An 18,501-nucleotide genomic window follows, 5' to 3' on the forward strand; every position below is an offset into this window, starting at 1 on the left:
ATGCGGGCAGGAGGCGGCGCCGATCGGTCGAGTGCGGCCGCGGCGTGAGACCTCCGCGCAAACCTCATGAAGGAAGGAGATCGCCATGACGATGAACAACCCGAACCTCACGATGATCGCCCGTAACTGGCGCGATCTGATCCGGCCCAAGGGCATCTCGATCGACGCGGAGAGCGGGACCCAGTTCTACGCCAAGTTCACGTGTGAGCCCCTGGAGCGCGGCTTCGGGATCACGATCGGCAACTCGCTGCGCCGCGTGCTGCTCTCCTCCCTTCAGGGGGCGGCCGCGACGGCCATCCGCATCGAGGGCGCGCTGCACGAGTTCACGACCGTGCCGGACGTGGTCGAGGACGTCAGCGACATCATCCTCAACGTGAAGGAGGTCGTCTTCAAGGCGGCCACCCCGAAGACGTACTCGGTGCGGATCGATCGCGAGGGGCCCGGGCCCGTGTACGCGCGCGATATCCAGCTGGTCGAGGGTCTGTCGGTGCTCAACCCCGACCACCTCATCGCCGTGCTCGACAAGAAGGGCCCGCTCTCGATGGAGCTCACGGTCAACGTGGGCCGCGGCTACGTGCCCGCCGAGCGCAACAAGACGCCGACCATGCCGATCGGGACGATCCCGATCGACGCGCTGTTCTCGCCGATCCGCAAGGTGAACTACACCGTGCAGAACGCCCGCGTCGGGCAGGTGACCGATTACGACAAGCTCACGCTCGAGGTCTGGACCAACGGGTCCGTCTCGCCCGCGGATGCGGTCGCCTTCGCCGCGAAGATCCTCAAGGAGCAGCTCTCCATCTGGGTCAACTTCGAGGAGAGCGAGGAGACGAGCTACCAGGCGGTGATGAGCGACGACGAGCCGCTCAACGAGAACCTGTTCCGCTCCGTCGAGGAGCTCGAGCTCAGCGTCCGCTCCGCGAACTGCTTGCAGAACGCGAACATCACGCTCATCGGCGAGCTCGTGCAGCGGACCGAGCAGGACATGCTCAAGACCAAGAACTTCGGTCGCAAGTCGCTGAAGGAAATCAAAGAGATCCTCGCGAACATGGGGCTCTCGCTCGGGATGAAGATCGACAACTGGCCGCAGCTCCTCGAGCGCTGGAAGGCGCAGCAGGCGCAGGCGTGAGTCGGTACTGAGGGAACGTCATGCGTCACAAGAAAGCGGGCAGGCAGTTTGGTCGGGACACCTCCAGCCGCAGGGCGATGCTTCGCAACCTGACGGCGAACCTGATCACCCACGAGCGGATCGAGACGACCGACGCCAAGGCGAAGGAGCTGCGGCGGGTGGCCGAGCGGCTCATCACCAAGGCGACGCGGCTCGGCAAGGTCGCGTACACCGCGCACGGAGAGCTCAGCCCCGGCGACAGAGCGCGCCGGCTCCACGCCGAGCGGCTCGTGGGCAGCTACATCCCTCGCTGGGGGGTCGCGACCGATGGCAAGAAGGTCGACATCATCGCGAAGGTGATGATCGATCTCTCGAAGCGCTTCGAGGGGCGGCCGGGTGGCTACACGCGGATCATCAAGCTCGGTCCGCGCCGCGGTGACTCGGCGCAGATGAGCCTCATCGAGTTCATCGACGCGCCGCCGGTCGCGGACGCGCCTTCGCAGGCCGCCGAGCCGGTCGTCGCGGCGGAGCCGGCCACCCCGGCGACGACCGCCGGCTGAGCCAGACGCAGCCGGCGCCGCATGGCGCCGGCGCAGTCGAAGACAGGACGCCGGGAGAGCGCTCAGCTCGCCCGGCGTTTCTGCTTTGTGAGCCCCGCCAGGAATCAGGGACAGACCGCTGCGTGGGGCCGGCGCGCTCGACGGCTCAACGGTCGCGCGCGCCGGCTTCAGGGGCGTCTTCGCTCCGCGATTCCGCCTTCTCGAGAGGCTGTGCCGGCAGATCAGGGTCCGCGTTCGAGGCGGCGGGCGGGGCCGGCTCGGGAGGCGTCGAGGGCTGCGGAGGAGCGGCGCTGTCCTGCGTTCGGGGTGGTGCCGAGGCAGGAGAGGCGGTCGGCGGCGGAGAGGACGGCGCCGAGGCAGGAGAGGCGGCCGGCGGGGAAGGGGACGGCGCCGAGGCAGGAGAGGCGGTCGGCGGTGACACCGAAGCAGGAGAGGCGGTCGGCGGCGACACCGAAGCAGGAGAGGCAGTCGGCGGCGGAGGAATGGTGCCGCCTTGCCCTCTCGCGGGCGATGGGGCGCTCCGACGCCGGGCGATGAAGAACATCGAGAGCACCGCGGCGAGACCTACCGCTCCCGCGGCGATGTGGCGGTTCGTCTGGCTCTTCCGCTCGGCGACCTTGTCTCCGAGGGAGGCGAGCGCCGCCCTCGCGCCGGCGTTGGAAGGGTCGAGCTCGATCGCGCGCTCCAGCACGAACTTGTCCGGCGTGCCGCGCTCGATGAGGAGCGCGCCCTCGAGGTAGGCGATCTCCGCTTCGATCTTCTTCGCGCGCTCGCCTGGCGCGTCGAGGCGCAGCGCCTTGCGCAGCATGGCGAGCGCGTCGTCGCGCCGGTCGGCGGGCAGCGAGCGCGCCCGCTCCACGTAGGCGTCCACCATCTCCTTGCGGCGCTCGAAGAGCGGCGCGCGGGCGAGGACCTTGTCGAACGCCTCGGTGGCCTCGGCGGGCTTGCCCGCACTCGCCGCGGCGACGCCCTCGTCCATCAGCTTGTACACCTCCGCGAGGCGCGCGCGATCGTACGTCCCGAAGAGCTCGCGCGCGACACGGTCCCACGACCATTCGCGCGGCGGCTTCGCGCCGGTGAGGTCCAGGTAGGCGTCGCGGAGCTGCCAGATGCCGGGCTCGCCGATCGCGGAGATCGCCTCCCGCGCGGCGTCGCGCAGCCGCGCGCGGTCGCTGTTGCAGAAGCTGAGGACCACGCGCATGGCGTCCACGTCCCGGACGCGACCATAGGCGCGGAGGACGTCGGCGAGGATCTGCGTGTCGTTCGACGCGATCGCCTCGCCGGGGATCGCCCGGCCGAGCAGGTCGAGCTGCTTGTTGGCCCACCGCTGGACGATCTTGGCGTCGTGCTGGCGCGCCTCGATCAGCGCGGGGACCGCCTTGTCGCGGAGCTTGGCCACCTGCCGCTGGAGATCGATGCGGAGCAGCTCGCCGAAATAGGCGTGCAGCGCGATGAGCTCGCGGACCGCAGGCGTCGTGCCTGCAGCGACGAGCATCCGCTCCATCGCGAGCAGCTTGACGACATCGCGCCACGCGCTGTCCCGCGGCCGCGCCGCGGCCAGCATGAAGTCCAGCCAGTCCCCCTCGTCCTTCTCGTCGTCAGCGCCCTTCTTGGCGCTCTGGTCGGCCTTGGTGTCCTTCTTTGCGTCCTTCGCGTCGCCGGCGTCCTTCTTGGCGCCCTGGTCGGCCTTGGCGTCCTTCTTCGCGTCGCCAGCGCCCTTCTTGGCGTCACCGGCGCCCCTCTTCGCATCGCCGGCGCCCTTCTTCGCGTCGCCGGCGCCCTTCTTCGCGCCCTTGTCGGCCTTCGGGTCCGCGGCCTTCTTCTTGTTGCCGTCGCGCGCGTCCTCCCCCTTCTCGCCCTTCAACGCCTTGCGGCCTTCTCTGCGCGCTTCCGCGAGCACGCGAGGCGCCGCGCCCCGATCGAGCGAGCCGCGGATGTCCTGAACGCGCAGCCGCACCGCATCGACGATGCCAGGGATCGGCTCGTCGAGGGCCGCGCGGGCGTTCTCCCGCGAGCGCGCGTCCTCGGACGTGAGCTGGTCGAGCAACCGGTCGAGCTCGCGGACCGCGGTGATGTCGGGCTCAGGTCGAGCGATCGGGGCGAGGCGCGGGAGCTCCGGGAGCGCGGAGGAGGCCGGCGCGGACGTGCCCGCGTCGCGCTCGCCGGCGGCGCGCGCCGGAGGCGCCGAGAGCGGCGTGGCTGCGAGCAGGCCAATCAGGGCGAGCCACGCGCACGCCGGCGTGCGCCGCCGCGCCGATCGCGCCCCTGCGCCCCTCGGATCCGACGAGCTGCGTGCCAAGCGCATCAATCCGTGATGCGAAAGTCGAAGAAATCGCCGGAGAAGCCCCGCCACCGGACGTCGACGCGCTCGACGCGCGCGGCGCTCGGGCCGCGGTTCGCCCAGGCGATGAGCTCCTTCAGCTCGTCCTCCTCCCCCTCGGCGAGGACCTCGACGGCGCCGTCGGAGCGGTTTTTCACCCAGCCGGTGAGGCCGAGCCGCTTGGCCTCGCGCTGCGTGGAGGCACGAAAGAAGACGCCCTGGACGCGACCGCGGACGAACAGCTGAACCTGTTTGAGCCCCATGGAACCAGCTTGACTTAGCCGCGCGTTCGGGGGGAGGCAACTTCAGGCAGCACCTGGTGGCCACGGACAGTTCGCCCTCGCCGTCTCACGCAAGGACGGCGCGGACGACCTGTGTCCGTGCCGCGCCCCACGACGCGCGAGCATCGTCCGTGCCTCCCGCCGCGCATTGACAGAGCAGACGCGCTTGATAGAGTCGCCGCCCGATCGGCAAGCACAGCCCGCCGATCGAGCGACATGAACGTGAGGGGCGCCGGTTGCGAGGCGAGCCCTCTTCCCTCTGGCGACCCGCCGACATCGACGACATGCTCGGCCCCGCCTCGGGTCCGACCCGCTGACCCTCCCCAACCAAAAAACCAACGACCGACGGCCTCCACGCCCTTGACAGGGCACGCGCCGTCGCATCCTGGAGCTTTCCGACTCATGCACCTCAGGGAACTGAAGCAGAAACCGATGGCCGAGCTCGTCCAGATGGCGAAGGGGCTCAACATCGAGGGCGCTGCCGGGCTGCGCAAGCAGGAGGTCATCTTCGCTCTCCTGCAGGCCCACGCGGCGCAGGACCAGCCGGTCTACGGCGAGGGCGTGCTCGAATGCCTGCCCGACGGCTTCGGCTTCCTCCGGGCGCCGGACTACAACTACCTGCCGGGTCCGGACGACATCTACGTCTCGCCGTCCCAGATCCGGCGCTTCAACCTCCGCACCGGCGACAGCGTGAGCGGCTCCATCCGGCCGCCCAAGGAGCGCGAGGCGTACTTCGCGCTGCTCAAGGTCGACAAGATCAACGGCGAGCCCCCCGAGGTCGCCCGCGACAAGATCCTGTTCGACAACCTCACGCCCCTCTACCCGCAGCAGAAGTTCAACATCGAGAACGGGACGAAGAGCTTCTCGACCCGCATCATCGACATGCTCTGCCCCATCGGGAAGGGGCAGCGCTGCCTCATCGTCTCGCCGCCCCGCGCGGGCAAGACGGTGCTGCTCCAGCAGATCGCCAACGCGATCTCCGCGAACCACCCGGACACGACGCTGATCGTGCTGCTCATCGACGAGCGCCCGGAGGAGGTGACCGACATGCAGCGCACCGTGAAGGGCGAGGTGATCAGCTCGACCTTCGACGAGCCCCCGACGCGGCACGTGCAGGTGGCCGAGATGGTGATCGAGAAGGCGAAGCGCCTCGTCGAGCACAAGCACGACGTCGTGATCTTGCTCGACTCGATCACCCGCCTGGCGCGCGCGTACAACACGGTCGTCCCGCCGAGCGGCAAGATCCTCTCCGGCGGCGTCGACTCGAACGCGCTGCACAAGCCGAAGCGGTTCTTCGGCGCCGCGCGCAACGTCGAGGAGGGCGGGTCGCTGACGATCGTCGCCACCGCGCTCGTCGACACGGGTTCGCGCATGGACGAGGTCATCTTCGAGGAGTTCAAGGGCACGGGTAACAGCGAGATCCACCTGGATCGCAAGCTGATGGAGAAGCGGATCTTCCCCTGCCTCGACATCAACAAGAGCGCGACCCGCAAGGAAGAGCTGCTGCTGCCGGAGTGGATCCTCCAGCGCGTGTGGCTGCTCCGCCAGCTGCTGCACCCCCTCAACGTCATCGACTCGATGGAATTCCTGCTGGACAAGGTGAGCCGCACCGAGACCAATCAGGAATTCCTCGAGAGCATGAACCAGTAGCCGCACGTCCTCGGGCGCTTTCGGCGGTCGTCGGGAGCGCTCTCGTTCGCGCGGGGGCCCGCGCGCGCGCTCCTCCGGGCGAAGTCGTGTTAGCGTCTTCTGGTGACCGCGAAGGCGGAACAACGCACGAAGGCGCTGCAGGCTCGCATACAGGAGCTCGAGGCGCGCCTCGCCCACGCCGACAAGACGGTGCAGGCGCTCCGGGACGTCGGGCTCGCCCTTGGCAGCACCCTGGATCTCGACCAGCTCCTCGCGCTGATCCTGAACAAGATCACCGAGCTGCTCGACGCGGACCGAGCCACCCTCTACCTGCTCGACGAGCAGCGGCAGCGGCTCTTGTCGCGCATCATCATCGGCGAGGAGGCGCGCGCGATCGAGCTTCCCGTCGGCGCGGGGATCGCGGGCCACGTCGCCAAGATGGGGCGGACGGTCCGCGTGAAGGACGCCTACCGGGATCGCCGGTTCCAGCGCGACTGGGACGAGGTCACGGGGTACCGCACCCGCTCGATCCTCGCCGCGCCGATGAAGAACCACGTCGGCCGGACGATCGGGGTCATCCAGGTCCTGAACAAACACGGGGAGGGGGAGTTCTCGGTCCATGACGAGGAGCTCCTGAGCGCGCTGGCGACGCAGGCGGCCGTCTCGATCGACAACTCGAGGCTGTTCCTCTCGGTGATCCAGAAGAACACGCAGCTCGTGGAGACGAAGGAGCAGCTTGAGCACCGCGTGAGCGATCTCAAGCTGCTCTTCGACCTCGAGAGCGCGATGGGCCGCGCGACCACGATGGAGGACCTCGCGCGCGCGGTCATCACGGAGGCCGGCAGGGCGTGCGAGGCGCGGGCGGGGGGGATGCTCGTCGACGAGATCGAGGGCGGGCTGTTCCTCTATTTCTTCGATCTCACGGCGTTCGACGGGGGCAGCGCGCCGCCCCGCGCGCCCGCGCTCGGCGATGAGCCGGAGGGCGTCGTGGGCGGGGCCGCCCCGAGGCCGGCGGTGAAGCGCATCGCGATGCGCCGCGGCGAAGGGGTCGTGGGGCGCGCCATGGTGAACAACGAGGCCGTGTGCTTCTCGCGCGAGGGCGGGGGCGAGGAGCCGGACGACACGCTCGTGTCGCCGCGGCTCGCCCAGCTCGTCGGCGCGGAGCTCCGGACGGCGATCGCCGTGCCGCTCGAGGGCGAGGACGCGGTGCCGATCGGCTCCATGGCCCTCTACAACTCCAGGCACCCCCACGGCTTCTCGAAGGACGATCGCGCGCTGCTGCGGCTCGTGTCGGCGAACGCGTCGACCGCGCTGCGGCTGTTCCGATCGCGCCTCGAGCGGGAGCAGAGCGAGCGGCTCACCACGATCGGGCGGTTGCTCTCGGGGGTGATGCACGACATGCGCACGCCGCTCACGGTGATCAGCGGCTACGTCCAGCTCATGGCGAGCGCTCCCGACGCGGCGACGAGGGAGGACCACGCGCGGCTGATCCTCAAGCAGTTCGACGTGATCAGCGCGATGCAGCGCGAGGTGCTGGAGTTCGCGCGCGGCGAGCGGAGCATCCTCGTGCGCAAGGTCTACTTGACCAAGTTCTTCGGCGACATCGAGAAGCAGCTGGCGCACGAGCTCGCCGGGACCGGCGTCTCGCTCTCCCTGGAGCTCGAGGACCGAGGGACCGCGCGCTTCGACGAGGCGAAGATGACGCGGCTCCTGCACAACCTGGTCCGCAACGCGGTCGAGGCGATGCGGCCAGGCGGGGGCACGGTGACGATCCGCGCCTACCGCGACGAGGGCGACCTCGCGATCTGCGTCGCGGACACCGGGAAGGGGATCCCCAAGGAGATCCAGGGCCGCCTCTTCCAGTCGTTCGTGACCTCCGGAAAGCGCGGCGGCACCGGCCTCGGGCTCGCGATCGTGAAGAAGATCGTCGACGAGCACGCCGGGACGATCACGGTCGCGTCGTCCGACAAGGGCGCGAAGTTCACCATCCGCCTGCCTCAGGAGAGCGCGCCGTCGCGGTCTGCTGGGACCGCAGGGGGGCAGCCTCAGCTGGCGTCGACGGACGGCGGCTCGGCGACCAAGGCGGGCGCGAGCGTCGCGCCGGTCGTCCACGAGGGCATCTCCCGCCGCAGGCCGGCGGGCTCAGCTCCCTCCGTCACTCCCGTGAACGAGCGGGGCCGACGCTCGTCCAGCAACGGCTCTGACGCCTGACGCGCCCCCGCCGCTTGCGCGAGGCGCACCCGATGGAGAGACTCGAACGGTGTCCCAGCTCCGCCTGAAGCTCCTCGAGCCGCACCGGACGTCGCTCGAGAAGTGCGTCTACTGCCCCAAGCTCTCCCGCGCCGCCTGCCCCGTGTCGAACGTCGAGGCGAACGAGACGGTGACGCCGTGGGGGAAGATGTCGATGGCGTACTTCGCCGCGCGCGGCGACGTGCCGCTCGACCCAGGCCACGCGGATCCGGCCTGGGCGTGCTCCGCGTGCTTCGGGTGCCGCGAGCGCTGCGATCACAAGAACGAGGTGGCCACCGTGCTGACGGACGCGCGCGCGGAGCTCTTCGCGCGCGATCTCGCGCCGGAGGGGGCCAGGCGCGTGGCGGAGCGCTTCTCGGCCCGCGAGGAGGGCCGCGCCGGTGAGCTCGACGCGCGCTCTCGGTCGGCCGCGGCCGCGCCCGACGCGGTCCACGTGCTGATCGGCTGCGGCTACGCGCGTCACGCGCCGGACGTCGCGCGCGACGCGCTCGACGCGACCGAAGCGCTGACGGGCGCCCCGACCCGCCCGGTGCGCGCCTGCTGCGGGCTGCCGCTCCTGTACGCCGGCGATCGTCCGGGCTTCGAGGCCGCCGCGCGGCGGCTCGCCGCGGAGGTCGCGCCCGGGGGGCGCTTCGTCGCCGTCGATCCCGGGTGCGCGCGCGCCGTGCGCGTCGAGTACCCGCGCGTGGGCGTGAGCGTGAAGGGCCCGGAGCTGTTCGTCGATCTCGCGCGCTCGTCGCTCGACCGGCTGCAGCGATCGGCGTCGGAGCGGCGGGTGCGCTACCACGATCCCTGCCAGCTCGGGCGCGGCCTCGATCGCTACGACGCGCCCCGGGAGATCCTCGCCCGCATCACGGGGCGCCCGCCGGAGGAGTTCATCCACCGCCGCGAGCACGCCGACTGCAGCGGCGGCGGCGGCCTCCTGCCCGCCACGCGCCCCGCGTCGTCCGCCGCCATCGCCGACGGCAGGATCGCGGAGCACCGCGCGCTCGGCGGCGGGCTGCTCGTGACGCACTGCGCGCAGAGCCTCCGGCGGTTCAGGACGCGGGGCGAGCCGGCGGAGGACCTCGCGAGCCTCGTCGCGCGGGCCGTCGCGCCGCGATGACCGCGCCGCCGCCAGCCGCGGACGAGGCGCGCGGCGGCGCTGCGGGGCCGGAGGAGCGCGCGCCTCAGAAGCGGCGCACGGTCGCGGGGAGGCTCCTCGCGAGCTACCTCGTGGTGCTCGCCGCCTTCGCGCTGACCGTCGGCTGGAGCGTCCAGGCGCTGCGGGCAGCTTCGCGCGACGCCCAGCTGCTGCGCGCCGGGTACGTCCCGCTGCTGCTCCGCATCGGCGAGGTCCTGGCCGAGCAGAACGTCTTCAACGCCCAGCTGAACCACATCACCGCCGCGAAGAACCCGGGGGACGTGCGCGAGTGGATCGAGACCGCGCGGCGGACCCGTCCGCTCGCGTTCTCGATCGTCAAGGACGCCGCCCGGGCGCTCGCCGGCGATGAGAAGGCGACCGGCGGGGACGCCCGCCTCGGGCAGACGGCCGCGTCGTCCGGCGTCCGCCGGTTCAGCGACGAGGTCGCGGCCGAGGTGGCGGCGATCGAGCGGCTCGTCGGCGCCAGCCCGGAGCGGTTCGCTCAGCTCTTCCAGGCGCTCGCCGTCGGCGACCGCGAGCTCGCCGAGCGCACGCGCGACGAGCTCGTCAAGCGGGAGGTCGAGGGCGCGCAGCGGCTGCGGGCGATCAGGAGCCGCGTCGAGGGGCAGATGCAGAGCCTCACCGACGAGGCGGAGCTGCGCGAGGAGCGCTCGATGCACCTGCTCCTCGGGCTGGGCGTGCTGACGCTCCTCGTCGGCGTGATGATGTCGCTGTACGCGCGGCGCGTGCTCGCCCCGCTGACCGCGGTCACCGAGCGGGCCAACGCCGTCGCGCGCGGCGACCTCACCCCGAAGCAGGCGCTCGCCACGAACGACGAGATCGGCGAGCTCGCGACGACGTTCGAGGACATGGTCGCCGCGATCCGCCGCGCGCGCGCCGAGCTCGTGAACGCCGAGCGGCTGGCGGCGATCGGGAAGATGGCCGCGCACGTCACGCACGAGATCAGGAACCCGCTGTCGTCGATCGGGCTGAACCTCGAGCTGCTCGAGGAGGAGGTGGCGCGCGCCTCCGCGGCGGACATGCCTGACGCCGAGCTGAGGCCCGTGATGAAGGAGTCGGCGCAGCTCGTCACGGCCATCCGGGCCGAGGTGGACCGCCTGTCCCGCATCGCCGAGCAGTACCTCAGCGTCGCCCGCCGCCCCCGCCCGCGCCTGGAGCCAGAGCGGGTGGACGACCTGGTGCAGGAGCTGGTGGCGTTCGTGAGGCCCGAGCTCGACCGCGCCGGCGTCGCGGTTCGCGTCGAGGTGGAAGAGGCGGGGCCCGAGATCCTCCTCGACGAGTCGCAGATCCGTCAGGCGCTCCTGAATTTGCTCCGCAACGCGCGCGAGGCGATGCCGAAGGGCGGCGAGATCGTCGTGAGCGTCAGCTTCTCGAGCGGCGCCGCGACCATCGCGGTCGACGACACGGGCCTCGGCGTGCCGGAGGAGCTGCGCGCGTCCATCTTCGACCCCTTCTTCACGACGAAGCAGCGCGGCACGGGGCTCGGGCTCGCGGTCACGCGGGACATCATCGAGGCGCACGGCGGCACGATCTCGTGCGAGCCGCGCGAGGCGGGGGGCACGCGGTTCCGGATCGCGCTGCCCGCCGGGCGCTCACCGGTCCAGGGCCGCGCCGCGGACGCGATGCTGTGAGCCGCTCCGGCCGCGGCTCGCTCGCGCGGCGGAGAGCGAGCCGCTCCGGCCGCGGCTCGCTCGCGCGGCGGAGCGCGGCACGTCCGACGCGGGGCCGCAGCGCGGACTATCTCGGCATGTCCAGGTACTGGAGGGCGAGCCCCATGAGGAAGAAGCCCACCACGGCGAACAGGATCGCCGCGAGCACATAGACGATGGTTCGGAGCGTCCGCGCCGGCGGCGCCGGAGGCCGCTGCTCGAGCGGCCCTGGCTCACCGACGGTGGCAGGCCCCGGGCTTGCCGAGTCCATGCTTGGCCGCACGGGTTTGTAGACAAGCGTCGGACCCTGGCCGGTCGTCGACCCGCCCGAGCTGTCCTCGGAAAAATCCGGGAGCGTCCGCGGCGTCACGGGGTGGGATACGAGCGGGGGCACGAGATCTCTGAGCGCGTTGTTGAGCACCATGGTGCCGTTCGGACCGGTCCATTGGGCGGGCGCCACCGCCGTCTGCCCGCCCGGCGCGCGCCCGCCGGGCATGTAAGGCGGGAGCTGGCCCTCGTTCTGCGTGAGCGGCGGCTCCGCGAGGAGGTGGGCCGCCCGCTCAGGCTCGCCGTGCGGGCGCACCATGGCCTCGACCCGCGGTTGCGCCCCCGGGTCGGTCGCCGTGCGGATCAAGATGGGATCGATCGGTGGCACCGGGAGCTTGACCGCGCCGGAGGACGGCGGCTTGTAGCTCTGGTGCGCTGGCGGGATGGGCGAGCTGCGCGCATGGCCGGAGGCGCTGCTTGCCGGCAGCGTGGAGCTGGGTGAGCCGCTGACCGGATGGCTGGAGCTCCTCGCCGGCCGCAGCTCCCGCCAGGCGGTGAGCCCCTCGAGCGCGCTCTGGAAGCGGTCCGCGGGCTCTCGCGCCAGCCCCTTCGCGAGGAACGCCTCGAGCCGCGGGTCGACGGGCCCGTCCATCGCCTCGGCCAGCGTCCGCGCGTTGGTCTTCTGCTTCATTTCGACCATGATGAGCAGGTTGCGCGCCTGGTAAGGCAGCTGGCCGCTCATCGACTGGTAGATCATCGTGGCGCAGGCGTAGATGTCCGCGCGGTGGTCGACCGTCTTCGCCTTGCCGATCTGCTCGGGCGGCATGAACGAGAACGTGCCCAGGCTCTGGCCCATCTCGGTCAGCGTCTCCGCTCCCATCTCCTTCGGCAGCTTGGAGATGCCGAAGTCGAGGATCTTGACCCGCTTCGACCCGTCGGGGCGCGCCTCGATGTACACGTTCGACGGCTTCAGATCGCGGTGGATGATGCCGGCGCGGTGCGCGTCGGCGAGCCCCATCCAGACCTGCTCGATGATCGGGTGCAGCTCCTCGAAATCGATCGGTCCCGTCCGCTTCAGCCGATCGATCAGCGACTCGCCCTCGAGCAGCTCGAACACGAGGACGATGCCGTGCTCGGGGTCCTCCTCGACGTCGAGGATCTCGGTGACGTGATCGCTGTTGATGGATCCCGCGGCGCGCGCCTCGCGCCGGAACCGCTCGGCCGCGGACGACTTGGCCTTCGACTCGGCGCGCAGGAGCTTGATCGCCACCTGGCGGCCGGTGCGGATGTTCTCCGCGGCGAACACCTCGCCCATGCCGCCGCGGCCGAGCTGGCGGATGATGCGATACCGGTTCGCAACGACGGTTCCAGCTTCGAGCTCCAAGCGCGCCCTCGCCCCAGAGTATCCTCCGCGCCGATGCGGAGGATCAAATTCTCCGGCGCGAACGAGGTGATCCGACCGTAAGTCGCGGGCCGCGGTCGCTCTTCCCAGCGCCCAGCGCGGCGGAAGGGCCGCGGGATCGAGCTCTTCCGTGGGGTCTCCTCCCCTTCGCCGAGGGGCAGGCGCTGCCCCGTCGCGCGCGGCGTCCTCGCGTCGGTCGCAGGGGCACGGCCGCGCCCCTGCGCCGCCGCGGGGCTCACTCGTCTTCTTGCTGGCGGAGCTTCGCCATGACGCTCAGGTCCTCGAGCGTCGAGGTATCGCCGGTCAGCTCTCGACCAGCGGCGACGTCCTTCAGGAGCCGGCGCATGATCTTGCCGCTGCGGGTCTTCGGCAGGGCGTCCGCGAAGCGGATCGCGTCGGGGCGGGCGAACTTGCCGATCTCCTTGGCGACGTGCTCGCCGAGCTTCGCCTGGAGCTCCGGCCCGGCCGTCACCCCCGGCCGGAGCGAGACGAACACCACGAGCGCCTGTCCCTTGAGGTCGTCCGGGCGACCCACGGCGGCCGCCTCTGCGACGGAGGGATGAGACACGAGCGCGCTCTCGATCTCGGCCGTCCCGATGCGGTGGCCGGCCACGTTCAGCACGTCGTCGATGCGACCGACGACCCAGAAGTAGCCGTCCTCGTCGCGGCGGGCGCCGTCGCCGGTGAAGTAGCAGCCCTCGACGTCGCTGAAGTACTGCTTCCGGAACCGCTCGTCGTCGCCCCACACCGTGCGCAGCATCGACGGCCACGCCTGCTTCAGGACGAGCAGCCCTCCCTCGCCCGCGGCGACGGGCTTGCCGTCCTTCGTCACGACCTCGGGCACGACGCCGAACATCGGCAGCCCGGTCGATCCCGGCTTCGAGAACGACGCGCCGGGCAGCGTGGTCATCATGATCGAGCCCGTCTCCGTCTGCCACCAGGTGTCCACGATCGGGCAGCGGCCGCCGCCGATGGTCCGGTGGTACCAGATCCACGCCTCGGGGTTGATCGGCTCGCCGACCGAGCCGAGGAGCCTGAGGCTCGACAGATCGCTCTTCGCGGGCCACTCGTCGCCCTGCCGCATGAAGGCGCGGATGGCCGTGGGGGCGGTGTAGAGGATGGTGACCCCGTGCTTCTCGATCAGCCGCCAGAAGCGGCCCCAGTCGGGGAAGTTCGGGGCGCCTTCGTACATGAGGCACGTCGCGCCGTTCGAGAGCGGGCCGTACACGATGTAGCTGTGGCCCGTCACCCAGCCGACGTCGGCGGTGCACCAGTAGATGTCGTCGTCGCGCAGATCGAAGACGTACTTCGTCGTGACGTGCGCGCCGACCAGGTAGCCGGCGGTCGTGTGGAGCACCCCCTTGGGTTTCCCGGTCGAGCCGCTCGTGTAGAGGATGAAGAGCGGGTGCTCGGCGTCGACGATCGTCGGCTCGCAGGCGGGGGCGGCCCCGGCGAGCAGGTCGTGCCAGAAGACGTCCCGGCCCTCCGTCATCTGCACATCGCAGCGCTCCTTGCCGAGGTGCTGGTACACGATGACGCGCGTCGCGCTCTTCGCCTCCGGCTGAGCGAGCGCCTTGTCGACGGTCGCCTTCAGCGGCACGACCTGCCCGCGCCGGTACGCGCCGTCCTGCGTGATGACGAGCTTGGCCTGGCTGTCGTGGATGCGGTCGCGGAGCGCGTCCGCGGCGAAGCCGCCGAACACCACGGTGTGCACCGCGCCGAGGCGCGCACAGGCGAGCATCGCCACGGCCACCTCGGGGACCATGCCCATGTAGATCGCGACCCGGTCACCCTTCTCGATGCCCAGCCGCTTGAGCGCGTTGGCGAGCAGCAGCGTCTCGCGGTGGAGCTGGGCGTAGGTCAGCGTCCGCGTGGCGCCGTGCTCGCCTTCCCAGATGATGGCGGCCTTGTTCTTGGTGGCCGTCGTCAGGTGTCGATCGAGGCAGCTCTCCGTGACGTTGAGGGTGGCGCCGAGGAACCACTTGGCGTGCGGCAGGGACCAGTCGCTGGTCGTGGTCCACGGCGTGCGGAACACGAGGTCGCTCACCTCCCGGCGCCAGAACGCGTCCGGCTGCTCGATGCTCTCGCGGTAGAGCGCCTCGTAGGTCGCCTGCGCGCCGACGCGCGCACGACGCGAGAACTCGGCCGGCGGCTCGAACCGGCGCGTCTCCTTGAGCAACGACGTGATGGCATCCTGCGACATGGCACCCCTTGAGGGGACGGCGGCAGCCGATCCCCGGCTGACGTTGAAGGGGACGGCGGCAGCCGATCCCCGGCTGACGTTGAAGGGGACGGCGGCAGCCGATCCCCGGCCAATGTTGAAGGGGACGGCGCAAGCCGATCCCCGGCCAATGTTGAAGAGGACGGCGGCAGCCGATCCCCGGCCCATGCTCCCCGCTGGAGAGCGCGGCGAACCCTCTACGACTCACCGCGAGGGCGTGCGAGGATACATCCGTCAAGCGGCAGAACAAGGATGGAACGAGCGGCCGAGATCGGCAGAGGCTGATCACCAGAACGCATAGCCGGCGTGCAAGCTGCCCCCCAGCTGCAGCAGCACGGCCGAGTAGAGCGTGGCGTCGTCCTGATCGCTGTTCTTGTAGCTGATGCCACGCGACGACTGGAAGTAGCTGTCGAGCGAGAACCCGAGGAGCACGCCCCCGAGGTCCAGCTCGACGCCCACCTCGGAGAACACGAACGCGTTCACCCCGGCGGCCTTCTGGCACAGGCCATTGCAGATATCTCCCGCCGGCGTCTTGATGCTGTCGAACTTCACGGAATCGTAGGTGAGACCGCCCCCGATCGAGCCCACGAACCGCCAGGTCTGCCCAGGGGTCATCAGGCGGACGTTCAGCCCGAGGCGCGTCGAGCCGAGCGTGTAACTGGCGTTCGGGTAGGCGGGGTCGTCCGAGCCGGTCGCGATGTTCGCGTACTGGAGCATCACGTCGAACGCCGCGGGGGTGTTCACGCGGTATCCCACCCGGATCGAGCCAGCTCCGCCGCTGTTCGCCTCCGGCGCCGGGAAGGCTCGCGGGTGGCTGAGCGGCCAGAGCAACGACGCGGCGCCGATCACATAGTAGCCCTGCGGCGGGAGCGAGAGGGGCACCGGCTTCGGCGGAGGGGGCAGGGGCGGCGTGAACGGCTGCGGCGCCGGGGTCGCGGGGGCTCTGTCCGGGACCAGCGCGAGCTTCACCTTCTTGTCGCGCTCGCCGCTCGCCACGGTGACGCTCTCCTCGGCGCTCGCGTGCCCCTCGGCTCGCGCGCCGATGCGGTGCACCCCCGGCCCGAGCTCCACGACCCGCGTCCCGGAGGACGAGGGGGGCTGTTCCTCGCCGTCGATGATCAGCGTCGCGGTCTGTGGGCTGAGCTCGATCGTGAGATGGGCGAGGAGCGCGCGCATCTCCTCGATGGCGCTGCGCGCCGTCTTCTCGTCGCCCTCATCCATCGTGTCGCGGTGCTCCGCGAGCGCGCGCTCGAGCGCCGCGATGGCCCTCGGGTAGTTGAAGAGGGCCTTCTCCGCGAGCGCGATGTTGAACAGCGGGCTGGCCTTCGGCTTCTCCTTGTAGGCCGCCTCGAACTCGACGACCGCGGCCCGGTAGTTCCTGTCCTGGAACAGCTTGATGCCGTTCTCCATGTGCTGCCGGTACGGTTCGACCTGCGCGAGCGCCGGCGAGAGCTGCATGGTCAGGCCGAGCGTCGCCGCGCAGAGCGCCAGCGTGAGTCGTCCGTGTGATCTGCCCAATCCCGCCTCAGTCGACCTTGAGCTGCAAACCAGCCGCGACCCCCGCCGGCTTCGGCGTCGCGACCGCCGGGGTGGCCTGCGCCGGACCGGCGGCCTTCGCCCCGGCGCCCGCGCCCTTGGGGCGCGCCGCGAAGGGGAGCGTCGTCGCCTTCTTCGTGATCGGCTCGGCCTTGGGCGCCGGGGCGGGCGCGACGGGCGCCGCAGTCGTGGCCTCGGCCGGAGGCGGCGCCGGGGTCACGGCCGCCGGCAGCGGGTGGAGCAGGACATCGATCGGGGCGTTGCCGTCCTGGAGCGTCACCTCTTTGTCCACGGCCGTGTAGCCGGAGGCCTCGATGCGCACACGCTTCGTCTCGCCTGTGCGGCCGCGCAGCGTGCGGTCGGCCAGCGCCACGCCGTCGACGGTGAACAGGGCGCCTTCGGCGTTCGTCCGGAGCTCGACGGAGACCTGGGTGGGCAGCGCGGGCGCGATGGCTGCCGTGCCCGCGTCCGGCGAGCGGCGCGCGTGAAGGACCGCGCCGGCGAGCCCGCCAATGAGCGCGACCAGCGCCCCCGCGGCGAACGCGAGCCGCCGCGGGCCGCGCGCGCCCGTGTGCCCGCTGCTCGACCAGCCCACCTTCGAGCCGCTCCCGTGCACCTCGAGCGTCGGATCCAGCCCGATGCTGGGATCCCCCGGCGTCTGCTGCCTCGCCGGCGTCTGCCCGAGGGCGCCGGGAGCGCTCGTCGTGTGCGCCCCGAGCTCGTCGCTCGAGCTGCGCCGTGACGCGAGGAGCCCGCCGGCGCCGGCGGCCAGGGCGTCCAGGAAATCTCGCGCGGAGGAGAACCTCGCGTCCCTGTCCCGCGTGAGCGCCTTGGCGATCACGCGCGCGATCGGCTCGGGGACGGCCGGGTTGCTCATCCGCACATCCAGGGCGTCCTTCATGCAGATGTTGACGATCACCTGCTCGTACGAGCCGCCGCTGTGCGGCGGGTGCCCGGTGAGACACTCGTAGAGGATCGCGCCGACGGCCCAGAGATCGGTCCTGCCGTCCACGTCGGGCAGCGCCTGCGCCTGCTCCGGCGACATGTAGAACGGCGTTCCGAGCACCGTGCCCTGCCGGGTCAACGTGTGGGCCGGAGCGCCGTCGGCGCGGCGCACCTTCGAGATGCCGAAGTCCAGGATCTTGGCGAAGTTCGGGTCGTCGTCGCGGTCGACAAGGAAGACGTTGTCCGGCTTGAGGTCGCGGTGGACGATGCCCGCCTCGTGGGCGCGGTGGAGGCCGCGGAGGAGCTGCGCGGTCACGTGGAGCGCCTCGCCGAGGTCGAGCCTGCCGCAGCGCCGGATGCGGTGGCCCAGGTCCTCGCCGCGGAGCAGCTCCATGACGAGGAAGGGGATGTCGTCGGCGAAGCCGGCGTCGAAGATCTCGACGATGTGCGCGCTCTCGACGGCGCTCGCCGCCTGCGCCTCGCGGTGGAACCGGGCGACCGCGTCCTTGTTCTGCGCGAGATCGGCGTCGACGAACTTCATCGCGACGCGCTTCCCGATGGCGGTGTTCACCGCCTCGTAGACCACGCCCATCCCGCCACGCCCGATCGTCCGTACGATTTCGTACTTCTGAACCCGCTTTCCGACGAGCGCCCCCTCGACCGGCTGGGTCGCTGCGGCGGTGGTGTCGGTGCTGCTAGGCATGGCGGTTCGACGTGGGGGAAGCGGACGAAGCCCGTGAAGCCCTTTGGACGAACCGCATCAAAGAAAGCTGCGCCCCGTCCCCGCGCGGCAGCTTATCACCTCCTCACGCCGGGGTGCACCTTCGCCGGCGGGGCCCCAGGGGTGCGTCCGACGAGGATTCTCCGCCGTACCTCAGGCACCTTCATCCACCTCAGCGCGGCATGGGAGGTGCGTCCGCGCTCGGCGCCTCACCGAGGCGCGGATCGAGCCCCCCCTCCTTGTCGAGGGCCGAGAGGTCGCTGAATCCGCCGATGCTGGCTCCATTGATGAAGATCTGAGGGACCGTCCGCTGCCCGGAGGCCTTGACCAACCAGGCGCGGAGGTCATCGCGGTTCTCCACGTTGATCTCCGTGAAGCGCGCCTGCTTCTGCGTCAGCAGGCGCTTCGCCATGGCGCAGTAAGGGCAGTAGTCGGTGACGTAGATGGTGACTTCGGCTGCTTGCATGGGCA

The 18,501-nt window shown here is 70.9% G+C and carries 13 protein-coding genes; 6 read left to right on the forward strand and 7 right to left on the reverse strand.

Annotated elements, in window-relative coordinates:
• The first annotated feature begins 85 nt into the window (after positions 1 to 85).
• Together POL72_RS40100 and rplQ are read left to right on the forward strand one after the other, a co-directional pair.
• Complete coding sequence (locus POL72_RS40100; protein WP_012240545.1) at positions 86 to 1,126, forward strand: DNA-directed RNA polymerase subunit alpha; 1,041 nt, start codon at positions 86 to 88, stop codon at positions 1,124 to 1,126.
• A gap of 20 nt (positions 1,127 to 1,146) precedes the next feature.
• A complete protein-coding gene (rplQ, locus tag POL72_RS40105) occupies positions 1,147 to 1,665 on the forward strand; it encodes a 50S ribosomal protein L17 (RefSeq protein WP_272102130.1) in 519 nt (172 codons plus the stop codon).
• Positions 1,666 to 1,810: 145 nt separating this feature from the next.
• Here rplQ and POL72_RS40110 read toward each other — a convergent pair whose 3' ends face one another.
• Both POL72_RS40110 and yccX read right to left on the reverse strand, forming a co-directional pair.
• Positions 1,811 to 3,964, reverse strand: coding sequence for a tetratricopeptide repeat protein (locus POL72_RS40110; protein WP_272102131.1), 2,154 nt, complete (start codon positions 3,962 to 3,964; stop codon positions 1,811 to 1,813).
• A 5-nt stretch (positions 3,965 to 3,969) separates the two neighbouring features.
• Positions 3,970 to 4,248, reverse strand: a complete 279-nt coding sequence (gene yccX, locus POL72_RS40115; protein ID WP_272102132.1) for an acylphosphatase — start codon at positions 4,246 to 4,248, stop codon at positions 3,970 to 3,972.
• 420 nt (positions 4,249 to 4,668) lie between these two features.
• On the opposite strand from yccX, the gene rho reads away from it, so the two are divergent.
• The 4 genes from rho to POL72_RS40135 all read left to right on the forward strand — a co-directional run bounded on the left by rho (position 4,669) and on the right by POL72_RS40135 (position 10,920).
• Entirely contained in the window at positions 4,669 to 5,916 is a 1,248-nt protein-coding gene (gene rho / locus POL72_RS40120; RefSeq protein ID WP_012240541.1) for a transcription termination factor Rho, read from the forward strand.
• A 102-nt stretch (positions 5,917 to 6,018) separates the two neighbouring features.
• On the forward strand, positions 6,019 to 8,106 hold the full coding sequence (locus POL72_RS40125; protein ID WP_272102133.1) for a GAF domain-containing protein: 2,088 nt from the start codon (positions 6,019 to 6,021) through the stop codon (positions 8,104 to 8,106).
• 49 nt (positions 8,107 to 8,155) lie between these two features.
• Positions 8,156 to 9,250 (forward strand): (Fe-S)-binding protein, encoded by a 1,095-nt coding sequence (locus POL72_RS40130; RefSeq protein ID WP_272102134.1) that lies wholly within the window; start codon positions 8,156 to 8,158, stop codon positions 9,248 to 9,250.
• On the forward strand, positions 9,247 to 10,920 hold the full coding sequence (locus tag POL72_RS40135; RefSeq protein ID WP_272102135.1) for a sensor histidine kinase: 1,674 nt from the start codon (positions 9,247 to 9,249) through the stop codon (positions 10,918 to 10,920). Before POL72_RS40130 ends, POL72_RS40135 begins: the two co-directional genes overlap by 4 nt.
• Before the next feature lie 106 nt (positions 10,921 to 11,026).
• Here POL72_RS40135 and POL72_RS40140 read toward each other — a convergent pair whose 3' ends face one another.
• From POL72_RS40140 to grxC, 5 genes are all read right to left on the reverse strand, one after another.
• Positions 11,027 to 12,589 carry a serine/threonine protein kinase gene (locus tag POL72_RS40140; protein ID WP_272102136.1) on the reverse strand — a complete coding sequence of 521 codons (1,563 nt, stop codon included), beginning with the start codon at positions 12,587 to 12,589 and terminating at the stop codon, positions 11,027 to 11,029.
• A gap of 253 nt (positions 12,590 to 12,842) precedes the next feature.
• Positions 12,843 to 14,810, reverse strand: a complete 1,968-nt coding sequence (gene acs / locus POL72_RS40145; protein WP_272102137.1) for an acetate--CoA ligase — start codon at positions 14,808 to 14,810, stop codon at positions 12,843 to 12,845.
• A 303-nt stretch (positions 14,811 to 15,113) separates the two neighbouring features.
• Positions 15,114 to 16,346: a tetratricopeptide repeat protein gene (locus POL72_RS40150; RefSeq protein WP_272102138.1), complete on the reverse strand. Its 1,233-nt coding sequence runs from the start codon at positions 16,344 to 16,346 to the stop codon at positions 15,114 to 15,116.
• A gap of 7 nt (positions 16,347 to 16,353) precedes the next feature.
• Complete coding sequence (locus tag POL72_RS40155; protein ID WP_272102139.1) at positions 16,354 to 18,012, reverse strand: serine/threonine-protein kinase; 1,659 nt, start codon at positions 18,010 to 18,012, stop codon at positions 16,354 to 16,356.
• A 190-nt stretch (positions 18,013 to 18,202) separates the two neighbouring features.
• The gene (gene grxC / locus POL72_RS40160; protein ID WP_044966993.1) at positions 18,203 to 18,496 is read right to left on the reverse strand and encodes a glutaredoxin 3; all 294 of its coding nucleotides are present in this window, start codon (positions 18,494 to 18,496) and stop codon (positions 18,203 to 18,205) included.
• Between the last annotated feature and the right edge of the window lie 5 nt (positions 18,497 to 18,501).

Origin of the sequence: Sorangium aterium (assembly GCF_028368935.1) — a bacterium.
In the GTDB taxonomy this organism is placed as follows: Bacteria; Myxococcota_A; Polyangia; order Polyangiales; family Polyangiaceae; genus Sorangium; species Sorangium atrum.